Genomic DNA, 20,884 nt, shown 5'->3' with positions numbered 1-20,884 from the left:
GAACGGGTTCTTTTCTTTTGAAACGTCTTAATTTCTTTCGACAGTATTGATCGTATTAAGAGTATTTAAATCTTGAATTTACTTACTCAACCGTCTTTAAATCAAAACCGAAGTACTTCACTGCGTTGTTGTAGCAGATGCCCTTTACGATCTTCTCAAGAGCCTTCTGGTCATCCGGATACTCACCGTTGTCTACCCAGCTTCCGAGCAGTTCGCACATTACACGGCGGAAGTACTCGTGACGGGTGTAGGACAGGAAGCTTCTGGAGTCGGTCAGCATACCGATGAAGTTGCCGAGGCATCCCAGGTTTGCAAGGCTGGTCATCTGGTTGGTCATACCTACCTTGTGATCGTTGAACCACCAAGCAGAACCGTGCTGGAGCTTGCCTGCTGCGGAGGTATCCTGGAAGCATCCGATGATTGTGCCGATTACAGCGTCATCGTTCGGGTTCAGGGAGTACAGAATGGTTCTCGGGATCTCGTTGGTTGCGCTCAGTGCGTTCAGGAAGTCAGCGGTCTGAGCTGCCGGAGCGTAGTTGTTGATGCAGTCGTATCCGGTATCCGGTCCGAGCTGTTTGTACATGTAAGCGTTGTTGTCGCGCTTGCAACCGTAGTGGATCTGCATAGCCCAGTCATACTTGTGATACTGCTTTGCAAGGAACATCATGAATGCAGTCTTGTACTTGAGCATCTCCTCGTGGGTAACTTCCTGACCAGACAGCTTCTTTGCGATGATTGCATCGATCTCAGCGTCGGTTGCCGGAACGTAAACGATGAAGTCCAGACCGTGGTCAGATACGCTACATCCCATGGAAGTGAAGAACTGCATACGATTGTCGATTGCGCTCTTTAAGGAAGCGAAATCCTTAACCTCAACACCGCTCACCTCAGACAGCTTCTGCATGTAGGAAGCGTACTCCGGCTTCTCGATGTTGGTAGCCTTGTCCGGTCTCCATGCCGGCAGAACCTGTACGTCGAAGGTCGGATCTTCCTTGATAACCTTGTGCCACTCAAGAGAGTCGATCGGATCATCGGTGGTGCAGATCAGGGTTACGTTGGAAGCCTTGATCAGACTACGAACGGTCCACTTGTTCTTTAACTGCTCGTTGCACAGGTTCCAAACTTCCTCAGCGGTATCTCCGCACAGATGTCCGGTGTAACCGAAGTAACGCTGAAGTTCAAGATGGCTCCAGTGATACAGCGGGTTGCCGATCAGCTTCTCCATGGTCTCAGCCCATTTCTGGAACTTCTCACGATCAGAAGCATCGCCGGTGATGTACTTCTCATCTACGCCGTTGGAACGCATCTGACGCCACTTATAGTGGTCACCGCCGAGCCATACCTGAGTGATGTTCTCGAACTTGCGATCCTCAGCGATCTCTCTCGGGTTGATGTGGCAGTGGTAGTCAAGAATCGGCATATTCTCTGCATAGTTGTGGAATAATGCCTGTGCAGACTCGCTTGAGAGAAGAAAATCCTTGTCCATAAACTGTTTCATTGGAAAAATCCTCCTTAAATGAATGTAGTAGATAGATACAACTTACAACTTTTTAAATCCTAAAACTTTTTAAAACTTTGTTGTTGCTCTTTTTATCAAATCGGCGGCAATCGTAGTCCGACTGGGTACGTTGACACCGTTGAAAACGCCCATAAGGGTATTGATTGTGGCAGTACAGAGTGCCTCCACCTTACTGTCGATCGAGGTGAGCTCCGGATCGGTACAGATCGCATAGGTCGAATTGTTGTATCCGACAATGCTCAAATCGTCCGGAATCTTGAGCCCTTGCATGTGAGCATACTTGATTGCGCCGACTGCAAGAGTGTCGTCCGAGGTCATCACAGCATCGAAGACAAGACCATCTTTGGCGAGCTCAAGAAGAAGATCGCGGGCACAGATCACATCTTTCTCACACTGATGGATGTATTCCGGTCGAACCGGAAGACCGTGTCCGGTGAGTGCATCGCGGTAACCCTTCATCTTGTTCGTTCCACTGAAGGAATTGCTTGTATAAAGGTAGACAATCTTTCGACATCCGGAGGCGATGAGCTGACTGGTTGCCTTGTGAGCAGCCATGCGATCATCGCAGACGGTGCTGTAAATGTTGTCTCCTTCGAGATAACCGTTGACAAGCATGATCGGAATCTCCTGTGCGCCCTCCAAAATATAGGTGTTATCCTTGACTTTTGATTCGATGAACTTAGAACCCGCAAGGATGATCGCGTCCACTTTCTTGGAACGGAGCAAGTTGAAATACTGCTGTTTGGTCTCGAGAGAGTTGCCGGTACAGCAGAGAATGGAGTCGTATCCATTCACACGCAGTTCGCGCTCAAGGTAGTAGATCGCATGCGCGAGATACGGATCTGAAGAATCCGAACACATGATACCTATGGTTTTGATGGAGCCAAGCCCCAGTCCCCTTGCAAATACGTTTGGCGTATATCCCAGCTCGTTCATGACGGCGTGTACCCGCGCCCGGGTTTTTTCGCTGACATTGGGATTGCCGTTGAGAACCCGGGAGACAGTAGCGATGGACACTCCGGCTTTTTTCGATACGTCATAAATGTTCATCCGTCTTTCCTCCCTAGTTTTCTGTAAGTACTTACAAGCTAGTATCATTATAACCGTCAAAATGAAATAATGCAAGTGGTTATGAGAGGTTTTGTGGAATTTATTTGAAAAAAATTAAAGATTCCATCTTGACTTATAGGGAGAGTTTGGGTAGAATAATTGTAAGCACTTACAACACGAGAACGGTGACTGACTCTCTTGAAATGAGATCTTAAAAACCTTAATTTAGGGAGAGGCGGATGACACCAAAAATGACACCAAAAGTATAAAGCTGAAAATATGAAAGCAGTAAAGCAGTAAAAAGTGGTAAAGCATTGAGGTACTTCAGGGTACTGAAAAAGCATTAGAAGTAAGCATTAAAAGTAAGAAGTAAAAAAGAAGAAACAAAGAACAAACAAAGAACAAACGCAAAAACAGGAACACCAAAAACAAAACAGAAACATTAAAAACAAAAAAGAAACACCAAAAGCGATAGATAAGGAGAAGAGTTATGCAGGATTTTATCAGAATCAATGAGAACGATAATGTCGCAGTTGCACTTCGTCCGATTGCGAAGGGCGAACAGCTCACGGTCGGCCAGTACAACGTGACGACGCAGGAGGATATCCCGCAGGGTCACAAGTTTGCATTAAAGCCGATCGAGCAGGGCAGTGAGGTTATTAAGTACGGTTTCCGCATCGGTTACACGAAGGAAGCAGTTCCGGCGGGTGGCTGGGTACATGTACACAACTTAAAGACCGCTCTGGGCGATCTGCTTGAGTACCAGTATCATCCGGTTGCTTCCACTCTGAAAGAGTCCGAGCATGCATACTTTGACGGATATCGCCGTACCGATGGAAAAGTCGGTGTAAGAAACGAGATCTGGATCATCCCGACCGTTGGCTGTGTCAACAGCATCGCACAGGCACTTGAGCGTCAGGCAAAGAAGCTGATCGGTGGCAATGTCGAGGATGTCATCGCATTTACCCATCCTTACGGATGTTCCCAGATGGGAGATGACCAGGAGCACACCCGTACCGTCCTGGCTGATATGATTCATCATCCGAATGCAGGTGGTGTTCTCGTTCTCGGTCTTGGCTGTGAGAACAGCAACATCCCGCTGTTAAAAGAGCAGTACATCGGCGAGTACGATGACCAGCGCGTGAAGTTCCTTCAGTGCCAGGATGTTGAGGATGAGCAGGAAGAGGCTATGAAGCTTCTTGAAGAGCTGGCTGTCTATGTAAATGGTTTCTCCAGAGAGAAGATCGATGCAAGCGAGCTGATCATCGGTATGAAGTGTGGCGGTTCTGACGGTCTGTCCGGAATCACTGCAAACCCGACCGTCGGTGCATTCTCCGATCTTTTGATCTCCAAGGGTGGTACAACGATTCTGACCGAGGTGCCGGAGATGTTTGGTGCAGAGACCCTTCTGATGGATCGCTGTGCAACTCCGGAGCTGTTTGACAAGACCGTTCATCTGATCAACGACTTTAAGAACTACTTCAAGAGCCACAACCAGACAATTTACGAGAACCCGTCTCCGGGTAACAAGAAGGGCGGTATCTCCACTCTGGAGGATAAGTCCCTCGGATGTACCCAGAAGTCCGGAAGCGCTCCGGTCAAGGGTGTACTCGCATACGGCGAGCAGGTAAAGGAGAAAGGTCTGAACCTGCTGTCTGCACCGGGCAATGACCTCGTTGCTTCCACTGCACTTGCAGTATCCGGCGCACAGATCGTTCTGTTCACAACCGGACGCGGAACTCCGTTTGCATCTCCGGTTCCGACTGTCAAGATTTCGAGCAACTCCAAGCTGGCTGGTCACAAGGAAAATTGGATTGACTTTAATGCCGGACGTATGGTAGAAGATAAGAGTAAGGAAGAGCTTGCACAGGATCTGTTTAACTATGTGCTGGCAGTTGCTTCAGGTAAGAAAGTAAAGGCAGAGGAGGCCGGCTTCCACGATATGGCGATCTTCAAGCAGGGTGTAACGCTGTAAGATTGTTGTTTTATCATTGCTGTTTTATTCCAAATGATAATCGATCCCGATTGATTGCTCCTGCCCCTGCCACAGAAAGGCGTGACAGAATATGAAACTGAACAGAACGACCCAGAGGACTGTTGAGATCCTCAAACTGGTATCAAAGAATCCGGAAGGCATCACTCTGGATGATATTTGTGAAAAATTGGAACTTCCGAAGACGAGTGCCTATGACATTGTGACGACTCTTGCGGAGATGGGAATGGTCAATGTGGACCGCGGTCAGAGACAGCGGTACACGATTGGTCTGACAGCGTACCGGATTGGAATCAATTATACCAACAACCTGGATTTTATCAGTGTGATTGAGCCGGAACTGCGCGCGTTTGCGAAGGAAGTCGGCAAGACAGTCTTTTTCGGGGTGCGTTCTGATCACGATGTCGTCTATATCTGTAAGGCAGAGCCAGAGAATCCGATCATCACGACGGCGACTGTCGGCACGAAGAATCCGATGTACTGCACCTCGCTTGGCAAGGCGATTCTCGCGTTCAGCGATGAGGAGACCGTGCGTCAGGTGATCAACCGGATCAAATTCCGCCAGAAGACCGATCGGACGATCATGGACCGTGCGTCCCTGCTTGCAGAGCTTGACCGCGTGCGCCAGAACGGCTATGCGTTTGATGCGCGCGAGATGGAGGAGCACATGGAGTGTGTCGGTGCCCCTGTCTTTGGACCGGATGGAAGTGTCGCAGGAGCAATCAGTGTATCAAGCCTGTACAAGCCGACGGAGAACTATGAACTCCTCGGAAAAATGGTCTCTGAAAAGGCGCAGGAAGTCTCGAAAAGACTCGGTTTTATCGGTTCCGTGCGCAGGTAGGAATCCCCAGAATACAGGTGGGATAAAAAAAGATAAAAAGTAAGATAGAAAAAGATAAAAATAAGTAGATTTCCTGTTGACAAATGGGAAAGAAACTATTAGAATTCAAGTATAGAAATCGCAAATGTGAAATGAATTCGCATATACGAATAAATGAAACCAAGAAAAGGAGAACTATCATGAAAAAAGAGCAGGTATTAGCAAGACTGAAAGAAGATTGTCTGGTAGCAGTTGTTCGTGCAAAGAACCTGGAGCAGGGCGAGAAGGTTGTTGACGCAATCATCGCTGGCGGAATCAACTTCATCGAGATCACCATGACCATGGACGAGGGCAACCCGGTTGACTTCATCGCAGCTATGGCTAAGAAGTACAAGGACAACGACAAGGTTGTAATCGGTGCAGGTACCGTTCTTGATCCGGAGACCGCAAGACAGGTTATCCTGGCTGGTGCAAACTACGTTGTAAGCCCGGGTCTGAATGTTGAGACCATCAAGCTGTGCAACCGTTACAGAGTACCGATGCTTCCGGGCGTTATGACTCCTACCGAGGCAATTACCGCTCTTGAGGCTGGATGCGACGTTATCAAGATCTTCCCGGGCAACATTGTAGGACCGGCAGCAATCAGCTCCTTCCGTGGACCGCTTCCGCAGGGCGAGTTCATGCCGAGTGGCGGTGTTGATGTAGACAACGTAGACAAGTGGATCAATGCAGGTGCATACGCAGTAGGTACCGGAAGCAGCCTGACCAAGGGTGCTAAGACCGGCGACTTCGCAGCAGTAACTGCAAAGGCTCAGGAGTTCGTTGCAGCAGTAGCAGCAGCACGTAAGTAATTCACGTTTATAACACGCTAACACGTTTATAAAGTTTATAAATCGGTAAGATTTATTTATCTGAGATTCATCATTCGTATTTGCGGATTATTCGATAATGGATTTCCTTTGGATACCGCGCCTGTTCTGAGCAATCGGATCGGACGCGGTCATTCATGGGAAGTCATCACAAAGCGAATTAGTACAAAGAAAAAAGAAAAAGTAATACAGCAATACCAAAAAGAAAAAGTAATAAACAAAGAAATAAGATAAAGAAATAAAATTAAGAAAATTAAAGGAGACACAAAAATGGCAAAAGTAGTAACCATGGGTGAGATCATGCTGAGACTTTCCACCCCGAATAATGAGAAATTTATCCAGGCAGACGAGTTCGATGTAAACTACGGTGGCGGTGAGGCTAACGTAGCAGTATCTCTGGCTAACTATGGTCATGATGTAGACTTCGTTACCGCTGTTCCGTCCAACCCGATCGGTGACTGCGCAGTAGCAGCTCTGAGAAAGTACAATGTAGGAACCAAGCACATCGCAAGAAGCGGTGAGAGACTGGGTATCTACTTCCTGGAGACCGGTTCTGCAATGAGAGCTTCCAACGTTGTTTACGATCGTGCACACAGCTCCATCTCTACCGCTACTCCGGACGAGTTCGATTTCGATGAGATCTTCAAGGATGCAGATTGGTTCCACTTCACCGGAATTACCCCGGCTGTAAGCGACGCTGCAATCGAGCTGACCGAGGCTGCTTTAAAGGCTGCTAAGGCTCACGGCGTAACCGTATCTGTTGACTTAAACTTCCGTAAGAAACTGTGGTCTTCCGAGAAGGCTCAGAAGGTTATGACCAACCTGATGCAGTATGTTGACGTTTGCATCGGTAACGAGGAGGATGCAGAGAAGGTTCTTGGCTTCAAGCCGGGCAACACCGATGTTACCTCCGGTGAGCTGGAGCTGGCTGGTTATGTTGATATCTTCAACCAGATGGCTGACAAGTTCGGATTCAAGTACATCATCAGCTCCCTGCGTGAGAGCCACAGCGCTTCTGACAACGGCTGGTCTGCTTGCATCATGGATGGTAAGACCCGTGAGTTCTATCACTCCAGAAAGTACCGCATCGCTCCGATCGTTGACCGTGTAGGTGGTGGCGATTCCTTCGCTGGTGGTCTGATCTGCGGTCTGGTAGATGGCAAGAACATGAAGGATGCTCTGGAGTTCGCAGTAGCTGCATCTGCTCTGAAGCACACCATCCCGGGCGACTTCAACCTTGTTAGCCGTGCAGATGTTGACAATCTGGCAGGTGGCGACGGTTCAGGTCGTGTACAGAGATAATTAAAGTTCATAGGGACTTTTAAATTCATTGGGGATTCCTTTGGAATTTCTTTGAAATTCACAGAAAATTTTTGGGTATTCGTTATTTCATAAATAATAGATTGATATACTGACATCATAGATAAATGGCTAATTTCCGTAACAGGAATTAGCCATTTTATCTATCAGAATTCTTTAGAATTCGTTTGATTCTTTTGGGGATTCGTTTTGGATTCTTTTTTGATTCTTTCCAGAGTTCAGAGTTCTTTGTCAGATCATGAGTTCCATACACAGCAGAACAGAATACAGAACAGAATTTAAGAAAGCGCAAAAGCGCCGGAGGGCAAAATGATGGAGAACACAAGAGATTTTGATTTGCTGACACTTGGACAGGTACTTCTTCGCCTGTCACCGCCAAATAATGAGCGTCTTGTTCGCGGAGATACCTTTATCAAGCAGGTCGGAGGTGCAGAGCTGAATGTGGCAGTTGGAGTTTCTCTGCTTGGACTTCACACCGGAATCATTTCCAAACTTCCATCTCATGATATCGGAACCTTCATGAAAGGAAAAATCCGTTCTTACGGCATCAGCGATGACTATTTCATCTACGATAAGTCACCGAATGCCCGCGTCGGAATCTACTACTACGAGAGTGGAGCTTACCCGAGAAAGCCGAAGGTTATCTATGATCGTGTAGGAAGTTCGTTCTATTCTCTTGATATCAGCGAGATCCCGGAGGATGTTTACACGGCAACGCGTTGCTTCCACACGAGTGGAATTACACTGGCTCTCAGCCCGAAGATCCGTGAGACGACGATTGAGATGATCAAGCGCTTCAAGGCAACGGGAACGATTGTTTCGTTTGATGTCAATTTCCGTGGAAACCTGTGGAGTGGAGAGGAAGCAAAGGCATGCATCGAGCAGATCCTGCCGTATGTGGATATTTTCTTCTGCTCAGAGGATACCGCGCGTCTGACCTTCAAGAAGACTGGCACGGCAAAAGAGATGATGAAGAGCTTTACCGAGGAGTATCCGATCTCGATTGTGGCATCAACCCAGCGCGTGGTACACAGCCCGAAGCGTCATGATTTCGGCTCTGTTGTCTATGATGCAAAGAATGACCGCTACTACGAGGAGGAGCCATACCGCGATATTGAGGTTGTGGATCGAATCGGAAGCGGAGATGCTTACATTTCAGGCGCTCTCTATGGTCTGCTCTCAAGCGACTTTGACTGTGAGCGTGCAATGCAGTATGGAAATGCGACAAGCTCCGTCAAGAACACGATTCCTGGCGATCTGCCGTCCTCCGATCTTGAGGAGATTGAGACGATCATCAAGGCACATCAGAGCACGGGACCACAGCTTGAGATGGCACGCTAAAGGCGATTAAGGGGACGCATAGCGTGAAAAAAGAAAAAAGAAAAACAGTATGGGAAAAGTTTAAAATAAGGGATAAGGCAATAAAAAAAGATAATGGGGGAACAATTTTATGAAGACATTCAAGGGTCAAATCAGAGGCAACGTAATCGTAGGACAGTCCGGTGGACCGACCGCAGTTATCAACTCCAGCCTTGCAGGCGTATTTAAGACTGCAAAGGATCGCGGAGCAGGAAAGGTATACGGTATGCTTCACGGTGTTCAGGGACTGCTCGAAGAGAAGGTCGTAGATCTGTCTGAGCACATCAGAAGCGATCTCGACATCGATCTGTTAAAGCGCACTCCGTCCGCATTCCTCGGCTCCTGCCGTTACAAACTGCCGGAGATCAAGGATGACCGTGCTGTCTATGACAAGATTTTTGAGATTCTGGACAAGCTGGGTGTTGAGTACTTCTTCTACATCGGTGGAAACGATTCGATGGATACGATCAAGAAGCTCTCTGATTATGCAATCTTAAACGGAAGCAAGATCCGTTTCATGGGTGTTCCGAAGACGATTGATAATGACCTTGCTGTGACCGACCACACTCCGGGATTCGGAAGTGCTGCAAAGTACATCGCTTCGATCACGAAGGAAGTTATCCGCGATGGTCTGGTATATGACCAGCAGAACGTTACCCTGATCGAGATCATGGGACGAAATGCAGGATGGCTGACCGGAGCTGCTGCACTGGCAACCGGTGAGGACTGCGAGGGACCGGATATGCTCTTCCTGCCGGAGATCACCTTTGATGTGGATGCATTCATGAAGAAGGTGGCTGAGATCCACAAGAAGAAGAAATCGGTTGTGATCGCAATATCCGAGGGTGTCAAGGTGGCAGACGGATGTTATGTCTGTGAGCTGACCGACAACATCGACTATGTGGATGCATTTGGTCATCGTCAGCTGACCGGAACGGCTCGTTTCCTTGCTGAGAAGATCTCCAAGGAAGTTGGCTGTAAGACGAGAGCAATCGAGTTCAACTCTCTTCAGCGCTGTGCTTCCCATATCGTAGGCCGTGTGGATATCACCGAGGCTTATCAGGTAGGTGGAGCTGCGGTAAAGGCTGCTTTCGAGGGTGAGACCGGTAAGATGGTTATCTTAAAGCGTGTCTCCGATGATCCGTATCTGTGCGTAACGGATATTTACGATGTTCACAAGATTGCGAATGTCGAGAAGAAGGTTCCGAGAGAGTGGATCAATGAGGCTGGTGACTATGTGACCGATGAGTTCCTCGACTACGTTCGCCCGCTGATTCAGGCAGAGCTGACCCCGATGATGGTAGATGGACTTCCGCGTCATCTGCGTCTTGAGGATATTGCGTACAAGAAATAATAAAGTACAAAGTGTAAAGTGTAAAGTTTAAAGGTTTCTGAAGTTCTAAAGAGAAATTTGGAGCAGAGGAAATAAAACAAAGAATATAAGACAAAAAATATAAGAAAATATAAAAAAGAAGCTGTTTTGTGATTCGCCACGGAGTTGTGGGGGATCGCAAGACAGCTTTTTTTGTTGATTTGTGTTGCATCGAAACTTGCGTTATATGCTCCGACGGCGAGTAAAGCCCTGCAAACGCGCTCTCGCTCCGGGTTCGATGTAACGGTGCATAAGGTCGCAAAACACGCGACCTAAACACCGACATCTCACACGGGTTTGCAGGTGCTTTCTCGCCTTTCGTCGCCTTGTCACTTACTATAATTATAACATTTATGTAGCTTAGAAGGGCTGTTTTCCTCAGTATAATCTAAGTAGAAATATCTGAGCATTGCACGGATTCTTAGTGCGCACCCTGGTACTGGTTGTCGCTGAATCCAAGGATCAGCAGGAAGATCGGGTTTAAGAACACCAGACCGACAGCGAACAGGACTCCGCGTCCAAATGCTTCTGCGAGCTTGTAGAGGGCGGTCAGCTGAATCACTGCGAGAATCAGGGAGATTACATAGCTGAGGTTTTCAGCGGAACCTCCGATCATCGAGAGGCTTCCTGTGATCAGAGAGAGTACAAGTGAGACAAAGAACATCTTCGTATTCCAGGTGAGTTTGTACTGAACATAGGTGTTGTAAACCGGGATCAGGGATTTCCAACCGGCTTCCCCTGCCTTTGTGAAAATGCGCCAGTATGCGACGACATTCAAGATATACCAGCAGATCGCAAAGACTGCCGCGATGGCAAAAACTGCTATCATTCCATCCATAAGCAAAAATTCCTTTCCATTCCCCATAGATTTGAATCAAATTTTGATCCGGGACTTCTGAAAATTTCCACTCTAAAATTCAAGTCTAAGTCTCCGCAAGCGTGAACTTGGCGCGTGATTCAGAGTAAGATATTCACCCTGAATTATACAGGAAACCCCTTACAGCGTCAAGCAAACACAATTTTTACGTCCGCCTTACGAATTTACGGGGGACTTACGAATTATTACAAAAGTGTTACATCGCTTGACCTTGGAACAGTTCCAAGGTGTACAGTAAGCTCATCACAGAGAACAGGTGATAGAAAGAAAAAATAAAAAAGAAATCATGATTAGCATGTGAAAATGGAAGGGAGCATATAAAGATGAAATTAAAGAATAAAAAGAAGATTTTGATTCCGCTGGCAACAGCAGTGATGACGATCGGAGCTTCGATGACCGCATTTGCGGCATATGGCTGGCAGAACACGGATGGAACGTGGCAGTACTATGATACAGACGGAAATCAGGTGACGGAAGCGTGGAAGAAATCCGGCGACAACTGGTACTGGCTGGATGAGAACGGCGAGATGGCGACGGACAGTCTGATTGAGGTCGATGACAATTATTACTACGTGGATGAGAATGGCGTGCAGGTGAAGAATCGCTGGATCGAGCTGGACAACACCGATGACAGCGAGGATGCTTCTGACACCGCGTGGTATTATTTTGGACCGAACGGAAAAGCGTACAAGGCAGGAGATTCGGGAAAGACGACGTTCAAGAGCATTGTGACGGCGAGCGGAGAGACAAAGAAGTATGCGTTTGACGATCAGGGAAGAATGCTCTATGGATGGGTCAATGAGTCCTCAGAGCGTCAGACCGGAGATGACGCATGGAAAGAGGGTGTCTACTATCTCGGAGATGCCGGTGATGGCGCGCTCAGAGACAACCAGTGGGCGAAGATCGAGGTCGTCGATGACGAGCAGGAGGACGATGATTTCCAGGATTACTACTGGTTCTACTTCAAGAGCAACGGTAAAAAGACCGTGGACACGACAAAGAAGATCAATGGAAAGAAGTACCGCTTCACGGAGAACGGAAATGCGATCTTCAACTGGTATGCAACCCCGTCTGAGGCGACTCCGGCATCGGCAAGCAACATGTTTTACAGCCAGCCGTCGGATAGCTGGCTGAGCATCGGCTGGTTCTACACCGTTCCGGGTGAGAATGTAGATTCAGAGGCGCATGATGCGGATGAGGCACACTGGTTCTATGCGGACAAGGACGGCGATCTGACGGTCAGCCAGATCAAGAAGATCAACGGCTACTACTATGGATTTGATGAGCACGGCGAGATGCTTGATGGTCTGTACAAGTTGAGTGTGGATGGAAGAACGATCGTCTCCTACGAGGAGATTGAGAGTGAGAGCGATCTTCCGGAGGCAGATGAAGCCTGGGATGTCTACTACTTTGGAGGAACGTCCAAGGAGGGCGCACTGACGACAGGAACTACCTCGATTACACTTGATGGCGAGACTTACAAGTACAGCTTTAAGAAGTCCGGTGATGAGAGAGGAAAGGGCATTGATGGTTTTGACAACGGTTATCTCTACATCAAGGGTCAGCTCCAGAAGGCAGATTCCGATGAGAAACTCAAAGTTGTGACTTACGAGGACGAGGATTACCTTGTAAATACCTCCGGTAAGGTTCAGAAGAGCAAGAAGAATATCAAGGATGCCGACGATTACTACTACTGCACCGACAGCAACGGTATTGTGACATACAAAGACAGCGAGAAGTGGACGGCAGATTCTGACAACTAAGAGCAATCACACCACGTAGACGAGGCTTTTCACATGAGTTTCAGTCGATGCTTGCCAAGATTTGGCGTATATCATCGATATAAATTTTGCACAACCATCCTTTTAAACCATAAAAAAATTAAAATTCCTATCACATAAACCACAAAAAACAGGTTTTCAGCGAAAAAAATTCTGCTGGAAGCCTGTTTTTTTGCGCCTAATTCTGTATTTGGAGTCTGTTTATAATAAAAAGAGGAATATTTATAAAAAAAATATAAAATATTTTTCAAAAAAGTTGTTGACGGCTAACATTAGTTAGCGTATACTAATTAGACGAAAGAGTTATCTAGTGCTAACGTATCAGTAATAAAACACGTAGAACAAGATACATAGGAGAGGAGAAGAGAGATGCCACTGACAATGATGCAGACCGGCGAAGTACATAAGATTCGCAAGGTCGGTGGAAGCGATGACACGAAGAGATTTCTTTCTAATCTCGGATTTGTCGTTGGAGCAGAAGTAACTGTCGTATCCGCAATCGGAGGCAACATGATTGTAAACATCAAAGATTCAAGAGTTGCCATTAATCAGGATATGGCGCGCCACATTATGATGGAGATGTAATCGAGTCAATCAATCATCCGTCATAGGGAATGGAAAAGCGTTGTATTATAAAGATGAGTTTTCAGGAAAGGAGATAATCACGATGACTTTAGGTGATGCAGCAGTAGGCAGTACCGTAATCGTTGCGAAAATTACCGGTGATGCCGCTTACAAACGCCGTATTATGGATATGGGTATCACAAAAGGAAGCGAGCTTTATATCAGAAAAGTAGCTCCTCTGGGAGATCCTGTTGAGATTACTGTAAGAGGCTATGAGCTTTCAGTAAGAAAAAATGATGCTCAGTGCGTAGAAGTAAAGGCAAAATAAAAACTGAGAGATTCATTCAAAAGAAAAGCACAGGAACGAGCGCAATGCTCATGGAGGGAAAGAAATGGCAATCAAAATCGCACTCGCGGGCAACCCGAACTGTGGTAAGACAACCCTGTTCAATGCTCTGACCGGTGCCAACCAGTATGTTGGTAACTGGCCGGGTGTTACCGTTGAGAAAAAAGAAGGTAAACTGAAGAAGGGCAAACATGACGATGTTATCGTTACGGACCTTCCGGGTATCTATTCCATGTCTCCGTACACACTGGAGGAGGTAGTAACCCGTGACTATGTTCTGAAAGATGATCCGGATGTAATCGTTGATCTGGTTGATGCAACCAACATCGAGAGAAACCTGTATCTGACCACCCAGCTGATCGAGACTGGTGTTCCGGTTGTAATCGCACTGAACATGACGGATCTTCTCGCAAAGAGAGGAATCAAGATTGATGTAGAGCGTCTGTCCATGCTCTTAAACTGCCCGATCGTAGAGATTTCTGCTCTGAAGCAGACCGGTCTTGACAAGCTGATCGATGAGGCAGTAAAGACTGCAAAGAAGAAGGAAGTAGATCTTCCGAAGGAGATCTTCTCTAAGGAATTAGAGAGTGCAGTTGACAAGGTTGAGGATGTTCTTCCGGAGTCTATCACCGATGACAAGAAGAGATGGTACGCAATCAAGTTCCTTGAGAACGATGAGAAGATCGTTGCATCTGTAAAGCTGTCCGATTCCGGAAAGAAAGTTGTAGATGAGACGAGAACTGCTTTTGAGAAAGAGCATGACGATGATATGGAGAGTATCGTAACCGACGGACGTTACAGCTTCATCCAGAAGATCGTTTCTTCCAGCGTGAAGAAGGGCAAGGAGAAGATGACGACCTCCGATAAGATCGACCAGATCGTTACGAACCGTATCCTCGGTATCCCGATCTTCGTTGCTGTTATGTTTGTTGTTTACTACATATCCGTTTCCACAGTCGGAACCCTGGTTACTGACTGGACGAACGATACCTTTGTCGGTGCTATTCAGGATATCGCAACTGGTTTCCTTGAGAATGCCGGCGCCGGCGACCTTGTAGTCAGCCTTGTTGTTGATGGTATCATCGGCGGACTTGGAGCAGTACTTGGATTCATGCCTCAGATGGCAATCCTCTTCCTCTTCCTGTCCATCCTTGAGGACTGTGGATACATGGTTCGTATCGCATTCGTTATGGACCGCGTATTCCGTCACTTTGGACTGTCCGGTAAGAGCTTCATCCCGTTACTGATTTCCTCCGGATGTGGTATCCCGGGAATCATGGCATCTAAGACGATTGAGCAGGATAATGACCGTCGTCTGACAATTATGACCGCAACCTTCGTTCCGTGTGGCGCAAAGCTCCCGGTTATCGCTCTGATGGGCGGTGTTATGGCTGGTTATGTAACCGGCTGGGATGTTGCAGGTCTGATGACCCCGATCATGTACTTCGTGGGTATCATCGCAGTTTTAGTTGCAGCAATCATGTTAAAGAAGACCAAGCCGTTCTCCGGTAAGCCGGCTCCGTTCGTAATGGAGCTCCCGCAGTACCACATTCCGTCTGCAAGAACCGTACTGCTTCACGTTTGGGAGAGACTGAAAGGCTTCATGATCAAGGCAGGTACCATCCTGTTCCTGGCTTGCGTAGTAATGTGGATTCTGAGTACCTTCGGTGTTCAGGATGGCGCATTCGGAATGGTTGAGGATTCCGCAGACAGCCTGATGGCTATCGTTGGCGGTGCAATCGCTCCGCTGTTTGCTCCTCTTGGTTGGGGCGAGTGGCAGCCGGTTGCAGCAGCAATCTCCGGCTTCAGTGCAAAAGAGGGTATCGTTTCCACGATGGGCGTACTTGCAAATGTTGCAGGTGATGTTGAGGATGCAGATACCGTTGCAGCTGGTGTTGGCATGTGGTTCCCGACCGCAATCAGCGGTTTCAGCTTCCTGCTGTTCAACCTGCTTGATTCCCCGTGTCTGGCAGCAATCTCTACGATGGCTCAGCAGATGCAGGATCGCAAGTGGTTCTGGTTTGCAATTCTGTTCCAGAACGTATTTGCTTACGCAGTAACTCTGGTTGTATATCAGATCGGTAGTGTTCTGTGTGGCGGTGCATTTGGTGTTGGTACGATCGCAGCAATCATTGTTCTGGCATTCATGCTGTTCATGCTGTTCCGTCCGGACCCGTACAAGGATCAGAAGACTTACTCCAAGAGATCTGTACAGTCTGCATCATAATAATAAGTAGAAAAAGTTTTTTAATGGGAGCTGGGCGCAGAGATGTGCCCGGCTTCTCTGCACAAAAAAGGAGGCGCATCAAAATGGCTGATATTCTTATAATGGTAGCGGTACTTGCTTACTGTGGTCTGGTCATTTACTGGAAGAAGACGGGCGTACTCGGTGACAGTTGCGGTGGAAGCTGTGGAAGCGGTGGCTGTTCCGGCTGTGGCGGTAGCTGTTCTTCGTGCGGAGGAGCCTGCCATTCGCACGCTCCAAAGAAATTCCATAAATAAAGGATAGGGATCGAAAATGGGAAATTCAACAGGTTCCATGTTTTATATGGTGCTCATCTTCATCGTGCTGTATGTGGGAGGTGTTGCGATTTACGGTGGATTTAAAGCGTTCCAGAAATGGAGAGAGCAGAGCCGTGATCGCAAGTTCCAGAGCGAAGATCAGGGCGGAAATGAAAGATCTTGAGTGAAAAATCTTCGGATGAGAGAAGAAATAGAAATAGAAGTAAAAGTAGAAGTATAGAGGCAAAAAAATGGCAAATGCAATTATCATTGTGGTTCTGCTTGCAATTGCAGTCTTTGCAGTAAAGGGAACCATGAAACATATGAGAGGCGAGAGTTCCTGCTGTGGAGGTGGCTCCGCAGAACTCCCGGCAGAGGATAAGAAGTTAGAAAATCCGGTGATCGGAAAGATGACGGTTCATATCAAGGGAATGTCCTGCCAGCACTGCGTAAATCGTGTGACAGAGGTGATCAACAAGATTGACGGAGCTTCCGCAAAAGTCAACCTCAAGCACGGAGAGGCGATTGTCTCTTATGATCGAAAGATCGATTCCGCAGATGTGAAGGCCCGCGTGGAGAGAGCCGGTTACGAAGTGACTTCGATTGAGGAGTAATGTCCCTTTCTTAAAAACATTTTTTAAAAGAACAAAAAAACAGACAGTGCCTTTAATCTGTACGGCAGTTGGTATGAGAGTGCCGTGGAGAGATCAAAGGGGCTGTCTGTTTTTGCGTTTTGTGAGTAAGTCAGTTAGTTGTAATGAGCCAGTAAGTCCAGTAAGTCCGGTTAGTCGAGTCGGGGATTCGGATTCTGGCAGTTAGATGAGTGAAAGTCCGTGATCTAGTTCTTCTGGAGATCTTGATTCCGGATCACAGGGAGATAGAGCTGGAGATCATAGAAAATCTGCTCCTCGCGCTCGCTTCTTCCGATGAAGGTGCAGTAAAGCTCGGACGCAGGAGTCGATCCCTGCGCGTTTGCGGTGTCGAGGAGGGCGCGAACCTGCTCTTCCTGTGGGAGGCGTTTCTTCGAGTTTGAGAAGGCACAGAGGCAGGGGAAGGATTCGATAAGCGGAGTCGAAGTCTCGGAAAACGGATATTCCACGAAATTGCGGAATTCCTTCTTTAAGATCATCTGACTCTTCTGATAGTGGAGATTGACCTCGTCGCCCTCCCTGCTCCAGGTGTAAGTGTCGAAGACGTACATCATATCAAGTCCCGGGTAGCGGGAGGCGAGACGAAACCACTGTGTGATCCCCTCGGAAAAGTCTGTTTCGGGAAGAATGACATAGGAGGCAGGAAAGTCCCTTGCGATGATTTCTTCGCTGTGACGGTGGGTCAGTTCATAGTCTTCAAGACTCATCTGAAGGCGGGCGATTGCGCGCTGGTGTTCGCGGATTTCTTCTTTCTCTCTTGCAAGCTGTTCTCTCATCCGGCTGATCTTTGACTGGTCCGAGGAGGATTCCTGAAATCCGAGTGCGATCTTGTCAAGTCCCAGTCCCATCTTTCTCTGATAGAGGATGGAGATCAGTCGTCCGAGATCTTCCTCTGTGTAGTAGCGATAGCCGTTGTCTTCTTTCTTTGAGGGGAGAAGCCCTCGCTTTTCATAGTATCGCAGGCTGTCCCGGCTCATTCCGATGAGTTCCGCGACATCCCCGATGCGGTATTTTGTCTGTGGCAGGTCTTTTATATTTTCGATATTCATAACAAGTCCTCTCTTGTGAAAAAGCGAAATCTCTTTGATGGAATAAAAAATAAAGATTCTGTAAAACATATATCAGGAAATCAGAGGAAAATCAATACGGGTAAGAAAACGTTAAGAAAGAGTAAGAATAAGAAAGTAAGAATAAGAAAACGTAAGAAGAAAGAAAATACTCTCTAACGATTAGATTTTCTCAGTTGAGAAAATGTGGCGGATAAGAGCGTTGACGCACGAGTTAGCTTATGCTAACATATATCCATCCGAACAGGAGAGGAAAACCGAACGGAAAAGAAATGAACAGGAGGAACCGATATGCCGGTTGAGACGATGCTTTCTTTTTTAAATAACTGTACACCGGAAGCAAAATTGGGCTTTCAGGTTGTGACGCAGTGTGCACCGGTTTTAAAGGGAGTCAAGATGTCAAATCTGATTTCCGTAAAGCAGGGAAGCTGGTTGAAGATCCGTGCGTATCTCAAGAAGAGCAGAATTGTCTGCGTGCCTTTGTACTCGGACGGAGTGAAGGAAGTCCTGTTTTTATATCGCTTTGACCGTCTGCGGACTCATCTGTGTCAGGAGAAAATACGAAAGTTCTTATACCGATATGGATATACCTGTTTTGACGTCGGCTCGGTGTTAAAGAGACTGAGAGAGAGATACCGGCTGTACGCACAGGCAGGGGGAGAGTTCCCGCATGAGCTTGGAGTTCTTCTCGAGTATCCGCTTGAGGATGTGGAGGGATTTATTGAGAATGCCGGTCAGAACAGTCTGGCATCGAGATACTGGAAAGTCTACCATAATCCACAGGAAGCGGAGAGAACCTTCCGTGTCTATGACGAGGCAAAGGAGCAGGCCATGCAGGAGATCATGAATGGCTATGCGCTCGGTCAGGTTGCAGTTTCTTAAGTTATAAATATAAATAAAAGAATCAAAAAGGAGAGAACAGAAATGAAGGATGTTTATGTAGTATACTGGAGCAGTACTGGAAATACTCAGGCAATGGCAGAGGCAGTTGGCGCAGGCGCAGAGTCCGCTGGAGCAACCGCTCATGTTGTTGAGGTAGCAAGCGCAGATGCAAGCGCACTGAAGGATGTACCGGCATTTGCTCTCGGCGCATCTGCAATGGGTGCTGAGGAACTGGATCCGGAGATGGATGATTTCGTAACTCAGGTAGAGGCATTTGCAAGCGGAAAGACGATCGCTCTGTTCGGCTCCTATGACTGGGGTGATGGCGAGTGGATTCGCACCTGGACCAGCCGTATGGAAGAGGCAGGCGCTAAGGTAATCGGCGGAGAGGATTGCATTGCAAACCTGACTCCGGATGATGAGGCTCTTGACAAGTGCAAGGCAATCGGTGCTGAGCTTGCAAACCTGTAATTGAATCATAAAACAAGTATAAGACGAATATAAAGCGAATATAAAACAAATATAAAACAAATATACGATGAGTTCGTCTGTGCAGACAGTCCGGGGAAAGTCCGTGAAAATGGAGGAAGACCGGAGTGGCTTGCAAAAGACTGGAAATGAAGAATTGAGCGGTCAGATTTTCTTGCGGGAATACGCAGGATGAGTCTGCCCGCTCTTTTTTTAGGCTTCTTTATGAAGAAAAATGTGCAGTTGTATTTTTGAAAAAAATGGGAAAAAATGAAAAAAATCAGCTTGACTTTTTAAAAGAGTTAGCGTATGATAACTATGAAAATGATAATCAATCTCAAGTAAGACTGAGAAACGTTGATAAAGAAGAAACAATTAAACGAATTATCTAAAAGTAAAACGTATTTGCGCGAATACACGAATATTTACAAAAAGGGAGAAGAAGGAGGTAAAACATGTCTGTCGAGGCTAAGAAAGGATTTATTATACAGGAATTAAAGAAGAACGGGTGTAGAATTACCAGTCAGAGACAACTGCTGATTGATATCATTCTTCAGGATGAATGTAGCTGTTGCAAGGAAATTTATTATCGCGCAGCAAAGCATGATCCGACGATCGGAATGGCAACGGTTTACCGCCTGGTGAAGACACTTGAGGAGGCAGGACTGATTCAGCGCAAGAATATGTACCGGATTGACTGCACCAATGCAGTGGCAACAGCATAGAGGTTTTCGTAAGATAAGAATGGAAGAATCGTTGCTGTATGTGGGTAAGGATTTTCGAGAAAAGAAAATTTGATAGAGTGCAGGAACGAGAAACCATATAGGGATGAAAAAAAGAAACGGAATTTCTGAGGGAACGGAGATTCCGTTTTTCTTTTTCTTTCATTACACCACTAGACGGAACGGAAAAATTCGTATATGATAGTAGCTAGTATGATGCGGGAGGGATTTTAATGCACGAATCAGGAGAAAATTATCTGGAAACAATACTGATCTTGAAAGAGCGAAAGGGTACGGTTCGCTCGATAGATATTGCGCGAGAGCTGAACTTCAGTAAGCCGAGTGTCAGCCGTGCAATGGGAATACTCAGAGAAGATGGATTTATTGAGATGGAGCCGTCAGGTGGGATCACACTGACACCGGAAGGTCTCGCAAAGGCGGAGTCCGTTTATGGTCGTCATCGTCTTCTGACTGCATTTTTGCAGGAGGTGACCGGGGTTCCGAAGGAGCAGGCGGAGGCAAATGCGTGCCGAATGGAGCACATTCTCGATCAGGATGTTGTCGACGGAATCAACCGCTATATGATTGAGCGAGAAGAGAAGGAAAAGAACAATCCGTAGGAAGGGATTTTCCTGAACAGGAACCGAAAAACAGAATCTGTAAAATCCGAAATGAGACGGAAACTTGACTTTCCGTCCATTTTGTGAGAAAATAACCATTTGG

Annotated in this window: 21 protein-coding genes; 17 read left to right on the top strand and 4 right to left on the bottom strand. The window is 47.0% G+C overall.

All coding sequences use genetic code 11. The annotated features are described in order from the left end of the window. Window positions 1-82: 82 nt before the first annotated feature. Together uxaC and ACR0QT_RS00315 are read right to left on the bottom strand one after the other, a co-directional pair. On the bottom strand, window positions 83-1,498 hold the full coding sequence (gene uxaC, locus ACR0QT_RS00320) for a glucuronate isomerase (protein ID WP_432628925.1): 1,416 nt from the start codon (window positions 1,496-1,498) through the stop codon (window positions 83-85). Window positions 1,499-1,567: 69 nt separating this feature from the next. Then, complete coding sequence (locus ACR0QT_RS00315; protein WP_432628924.1) at window positions 1,568-2,569, bottom strand: LacI family DNA-binding transcriptional regulator; 1,002 nt, start codon at window positions 2,567-2,569, stop codon at window positions 1,568-1,570. Window positions 2,570-3,059: 490 nt separating this feature from the next. On the opposite strand from ACR0QT_RS00315, the gene ACR0QT_RS00310 reads away from it, so the two are divergent. The 6 genes from ACR0QT_RS00310 (at window position 3,060) to ACR0QT_RS00285 (ending at window position 10,284) form a co-directional block, all read left to right on the top strand. Next, window positions 3,060-4,544 (top strand): UxaA family hydrolase, encoded by a 1,485-nt coding sequence (locus ACR0QT_RS00310; RefSeq protein WP_432628923.1) that lies wholly within the window; start codon window positions 3,060-3,062, stop codon window positions 4,542-4,544. Between the two features lie 91 nt (window positions 4,545-4,635). Then, complete coding sequence (locus ACR0QT_RS00305) at window positions 4,636-5,403, top strand: IclR family transcriptional regulator domain-containing protein (protein WP_177978022.1); 768 nt, start codon at window positions 4,636-4,638, stop codon at window positions 5,401-5,403. Window positions 5,404-5,582: 179 nt separating this feature from the next. Continuing rightward, the gene (locus tag ACR0QT_RS00300; protein WP_177978021.1) at window positions 5,583-6,233 is read left to right on the top strand and encodes a bifunctional 2-keto-4-hydroxyglutarate aldolase/2-keto-3-deoxy-6-phosphogluconate aldolase; all 651 of its coding nucleotides are present in this window, start codon (window positions 5,583-5,585) and stop codon (window positions 6,231-6,233) included. Between the two features lie 288 nt (window positions 6,234-6,521). Next, complete coding sequence (locus ACR0QT_RS00295) at window positions 6,522-7,553, top strand: PfkB family carbohydrate kinase (protein WP_177978020.1); 1,032 nt, start codon at window positions 6,522-6,524, stop codon at window positions 7,551-7,553. 330 nt (window positions 7,554-7,883) lie between these two features. Next, complete coding sequence (locus ACR0QT_RS00290; protein WP_432629092.1) at window positions 7,884-8,912, top strand: sugar kinase; 1,029 nt, start codon at window positions 7,884-7,886, stop codon at window positions 8,910-8,912. A 109-nt stretch (window positions 8,913-9,021) separates the two neighbouring features. Further along, window positions 9,022-10,284, top strand: a complete 1,263-nt coding sequence (locus tag ACR0QT_RS00285; protein ID WP_432628922.1) for a 6-phosphofructokinase — start codon at window positions 9,022-9,024, stop codon at window positions 10,282-10,284. A 439-nt stretch (window positions 10,285-10,723) separates the two neighbouring features. Here the strand turns inward: ACR0QT_RS00285 and ACR0QT_RS00280 are convergent, their stop codons facing one another. Continuing rightward, window positions 10,724-11,140: a DUF5684 domain-containing protein gene (locus ACR0QT_RS00280; protein WP_432628921.1), complete on the bottom strand. Its 417-nt coding sequence runs from the start codon at window positions 11,138-11,140 to the stop codon at window positions 10,724-10,726. A gap of 362 nt (window positions 11,141-11,502) precedes the next feature. Here ACR0QT_RS00280 and ACR0QT_RS00275 point away from each other — a divergent pair, with 362 nt between their 5' ends. The 7 genes from ACR0QT_RS00275 (at window position 11,503) to ACR0QT_RS00245 (ending at window position 16,986) form a co-directional block, all read left to right on the top strand. Next, window positions 11,503-12,942 carry a cell wall-binding protein gene (locus ACR0QT_RS00275; RefSeq protein WP_432628920.1) on the top strand — a complete coding sequence of 480 codons (1,440 nt, stop codon included), beginning with the start codon at window positions 11,503-11,505 and terminating at the stop codon, window positions 12,940-12,942. 387 nt (window positions 12,943-13,329) lie between these two features. Next, entirely contained in the window at window positions 13,330-13,545 is a 216-nt protein-coding gene (locus ACR0QT_RS00270) for a FeoA family protein (RefSeq protein ID WP_177978015.1), read from the top strand. 82 nt (window positions 13,546-13,627) lie between these two features. Next, a complete protein-coding gene (locus ACR0QT_RS00265) occupies window positions 13,628-13,852 on the top strand; it encodes a FeoA family protein (protein ID WP_177978014.1) in 225 nt (74 codons plus the stop codon). A 64-nt stretch (window positions 13,853-13,916) separates the two neighbouring features. After that, complete coding sequence (gene feoB / locus ACR0QT_RS00260) at window positions 13,917-16,097, top strand: ferrous iron transport protein B (RefSeq protein ID WP_432628919.1); 2,181 nt, start codon at window positions 13,917-13,919, stop codon at window positions 16,095-16,097. A gap of 83 nt (window positions 16,098-16,180) precedes the next feature. Continuing rightward, complete coding sequence (locus ACR0QT_RS00255; RefSeq protein WP_432628918.1) at window positions 16,181-16,372, top strand: hypothetical protein; 192 nt, start codon at window positions 16,181-16,183, stop codon at window positions 16,370-16,372. 16 nt (window positions 16,373-16,388) lie between these two features. Then, window positions 16,389-16,556, top strand: coding sequence for a hypothetical protein (locus ACR0QT_RS00250; protein WP_432628917.1), 168 nt, complete (start codon window positions 16,389-16,391; stop codon window positions 16,554-16,556). A gap of 67 nt (window positions 16,557-16,623) precedes the next feature. Next, window positions 16,624-16,986 carry a heavy-metal-associated domain-containing protein gene (locus ACR0QT_RS00245; protein WP_432628916.1) on the top strand — a complete coding sequence of 121 codons (363 nt, stop codon included), beginning with the start codon at window positions 16,624-16,626 and terminating at the stop codon, window positions 16,984-16,986. Between the two features lie 224 nt (window positions 16,987-17,210). Here the strand turns inward: ACR0QT_RS00245 and ACR0QT_RS00240 are convergent, their stop codons facing one another. Then, window positions 17,211-18,071, bottom strand: coding sequence for a MerR family transcriptional regulator (locus ACR0QT_RS00240; RefSeq protein WP_432628915.1), 861 nt, complete (start codon window positions 18,069-18,071; stop codon window positions 17,211-17,213). A 309-nt stretch (window positions 18,072-18,380) separates the two neighbouring features. Between ACR0QT_RS00240 and ACR0QT_RS00235 the strand changes: the two genes are divergently transcribed. The 4 genes from ACR0QT_RS00235 (at window position 18,381) to ACR0QT_RS00220 (ending at window position 20,781) form a co-directional block, all read left to right on the top strand. After that, window positions 18,381-18,971, top strand: coding sequence for a DUF3793 family protein (locus ACR0QT_RS00235; protein ID WP_432628914.1), 591 nt, complete (start codon window positions 18,381-18,383; stop codon window positions 18,969-18,971). A gap of 42 nt (window positions 18,972-19,013) precedes the next feature. Continuing rightward, complete coding sequence (locus ACR0QT_RS00230; RefSeq protein WP_432628913.1) at window positions 19,014-19,442, top strand: flavodoxin; 429 nt, start codon at window positions 19,014-19,016, stop codon at window positions 19,440-19,442. Window positions 19,443-19,894: 452 nt separating this feature from the next. After that, the gene (locus tag ACR0QT_RS00225; protein ID WP_432627087.1) at window positions 19,895-20,164 is read left to right on the top strand and encodes a transcriptional repressor; all 270 of its coding nucleotides are present in this window, start codon (window positions 19,895-19,897) and stop codon (window positions 20,162-20,164) included. A 230-nt stretch (window positions 20,165-20,394) separates the two neighbouring features. Continuing rightward, entirely contained in the window at window positions 20,395-20,781 is a 387-nt protein-coding gene (locus tag ACR0QT_RS00220) for a metal-dependent transcriptional regulator (protein ID WP_432628912.1), read from the top strand. Window positions 20,782-20,884 lie beyond the last annotated feature (103 nt).

Origin of the sequence: Brotaphodocola sp., assembly GCF_050873365.1 — a bacterium.
GTDB lineage: Bacteria > Bacillota > Clostridia > Lachnospirales > Lachnospiraceae > Brotaphodocola.
Note: the sequence above shows the minus strand (reverse complement) of the source record. Positions and strands in the feature narration are given on the sequence as shown.

Coding starts and splice junctions, on each gene's coding strand:
- uxaC (WP_432628925.1), bottom strand. CDS start 1,498: ATGAAACAGTTTATGGACAAGGATTTTCTTCTCTCAAGCGAGTCTGCA.
- feoB (WP_432628919.1), top strand. CDS start 13,917: ATGGCAATCAAAATCGCACTCGCGGGCAACCCGAACTGTGGTAAGACA.
- ACR0QT_RS00230 (WP_432628913.1), top strand. CDS start 19,014: ATGAAGGATGTTTATGTAGTATACTGGAGCAGTACTGGAAATACTCAG.
- ACR0QT_RS00255 (WP_432628918.1), top strand. CDS start 16,181: ATGGCTGATATTCTTATAATGGTAGCGGTACTTGCTTACTGTGGTCTG.
- ACR0QT_RS00220 (WP_432628912.1), top strand. CDS start 20,395: ATGCACGAATCAGGAGAAAATTATCTGGAAACAATACTGATCTTGAAA.
- ACR0QT_RS00245 (WP_432628916.1), top strand. CDS start 16,624: ATGGCAAATGCAATTATCATTGTGGTTCTGCTTGCAATTGCAGTCTTT.
- ACR0QT_RS00240 (WP_432628915.1), bottom strand. CDS start 18,071: ATGAATATCGAAAATATAAAAGACCTGCCACAGACAAAATACCGCATC.
- ACR0QT_RS00275 (WP_432628920.1), top strand. CDS start 11,503: ATGAAATTAAAGAATAAAAAGAAGATTTTGATTCCGCTGGCAACAGCA.
- ACR0QT_RS00285 (WP_432628922.1), top strand. CDS start 9,022: ATGAAGACATTCAAGGGTCAAATCAGAGGCAACGTAATCGTAGGACAG.
- ACR0QT_RS00315 (WP_432628924.1), bottom strand. CDS start 2,569: ATGAACATTTATGACGTATCGAAAAAAGCCGGAGTGTCCATCGCTACT.
- ACR0QT_RS00300 (WP_177978021.1), top strand. CDS start 5,583: ATGAAAAAAGAGCAGGTATTAGCAAGACTGAAAGAAGATTGTCTGGTA.
- ACR0QT_RS00310 (WP_432628923.1), top strand. CDS start 3,060: ATGCAGGATTTTATCAGAATCAATGAGAACGATAATGTCGCAGTTGCA.
- ACR0QT_RS00225 (WP_432627087.1), top strand. CDS start 19,895: ATGTCTGTCGAGGCTAAGAAAGGATTTATTATACAGGAATTAAAGAAG.
- ACR0QT_RS00280 (WP_432628921.1), bottom strand. CDS start 11,140: ATGGATGGAATGATAGCAGTTTTTGCCATCGCGGCAGTCTTTGCGATC.
- ACR0QT_RS00270 (WP_177978015.1), top strand. CDS start 13,330: ATGCCACTGACAATGATGCAGACCGGCGAAGTACATAAGATTCGCAAG.
- ACR0QT_RS00235 (WP_432628914.1), top strand. CDS start 18,381: ATGCCGGTTGAGACGATGCTTTCTTTTTTAAATAACTGTACACCGGAA.
- ACR0QT_RS00290 (WP_432629092.1), top strand. CDS start 7,884: ATGGAGAACACAAGAGATTTTGATTTGCTGACACTTGGACAGGTACTT.
- ACR0QT_RS00250 (WP_432628917.1), top strand. CDS start 16,389: ATGGGAAATTCAACAGGTTCCATGTTTTATATGGTGCTCATCTTCATC.
- ACR0QT_RS00265 (WP_177978014.1), top strand. CDS start 13,628: ATGACTTTAGGTGATGCAGCAGTAGGCAGTACCGTAATCGTTGCGAAA.
- ACR0QT_RS00305 (WP_177978022.1), top strand. CDS start 4,636: ATGAAACTGAACAGAACGACCCAGAGGACTGTTGAGATCCTCAAACTG.
- ACR0QT_RS00295 (WP_177978020.1), top strand. CDS start 6,522: ATGGCAAAAGTAGTAACCATGGGTGAGATCATGCTGAGACTTTCCACC.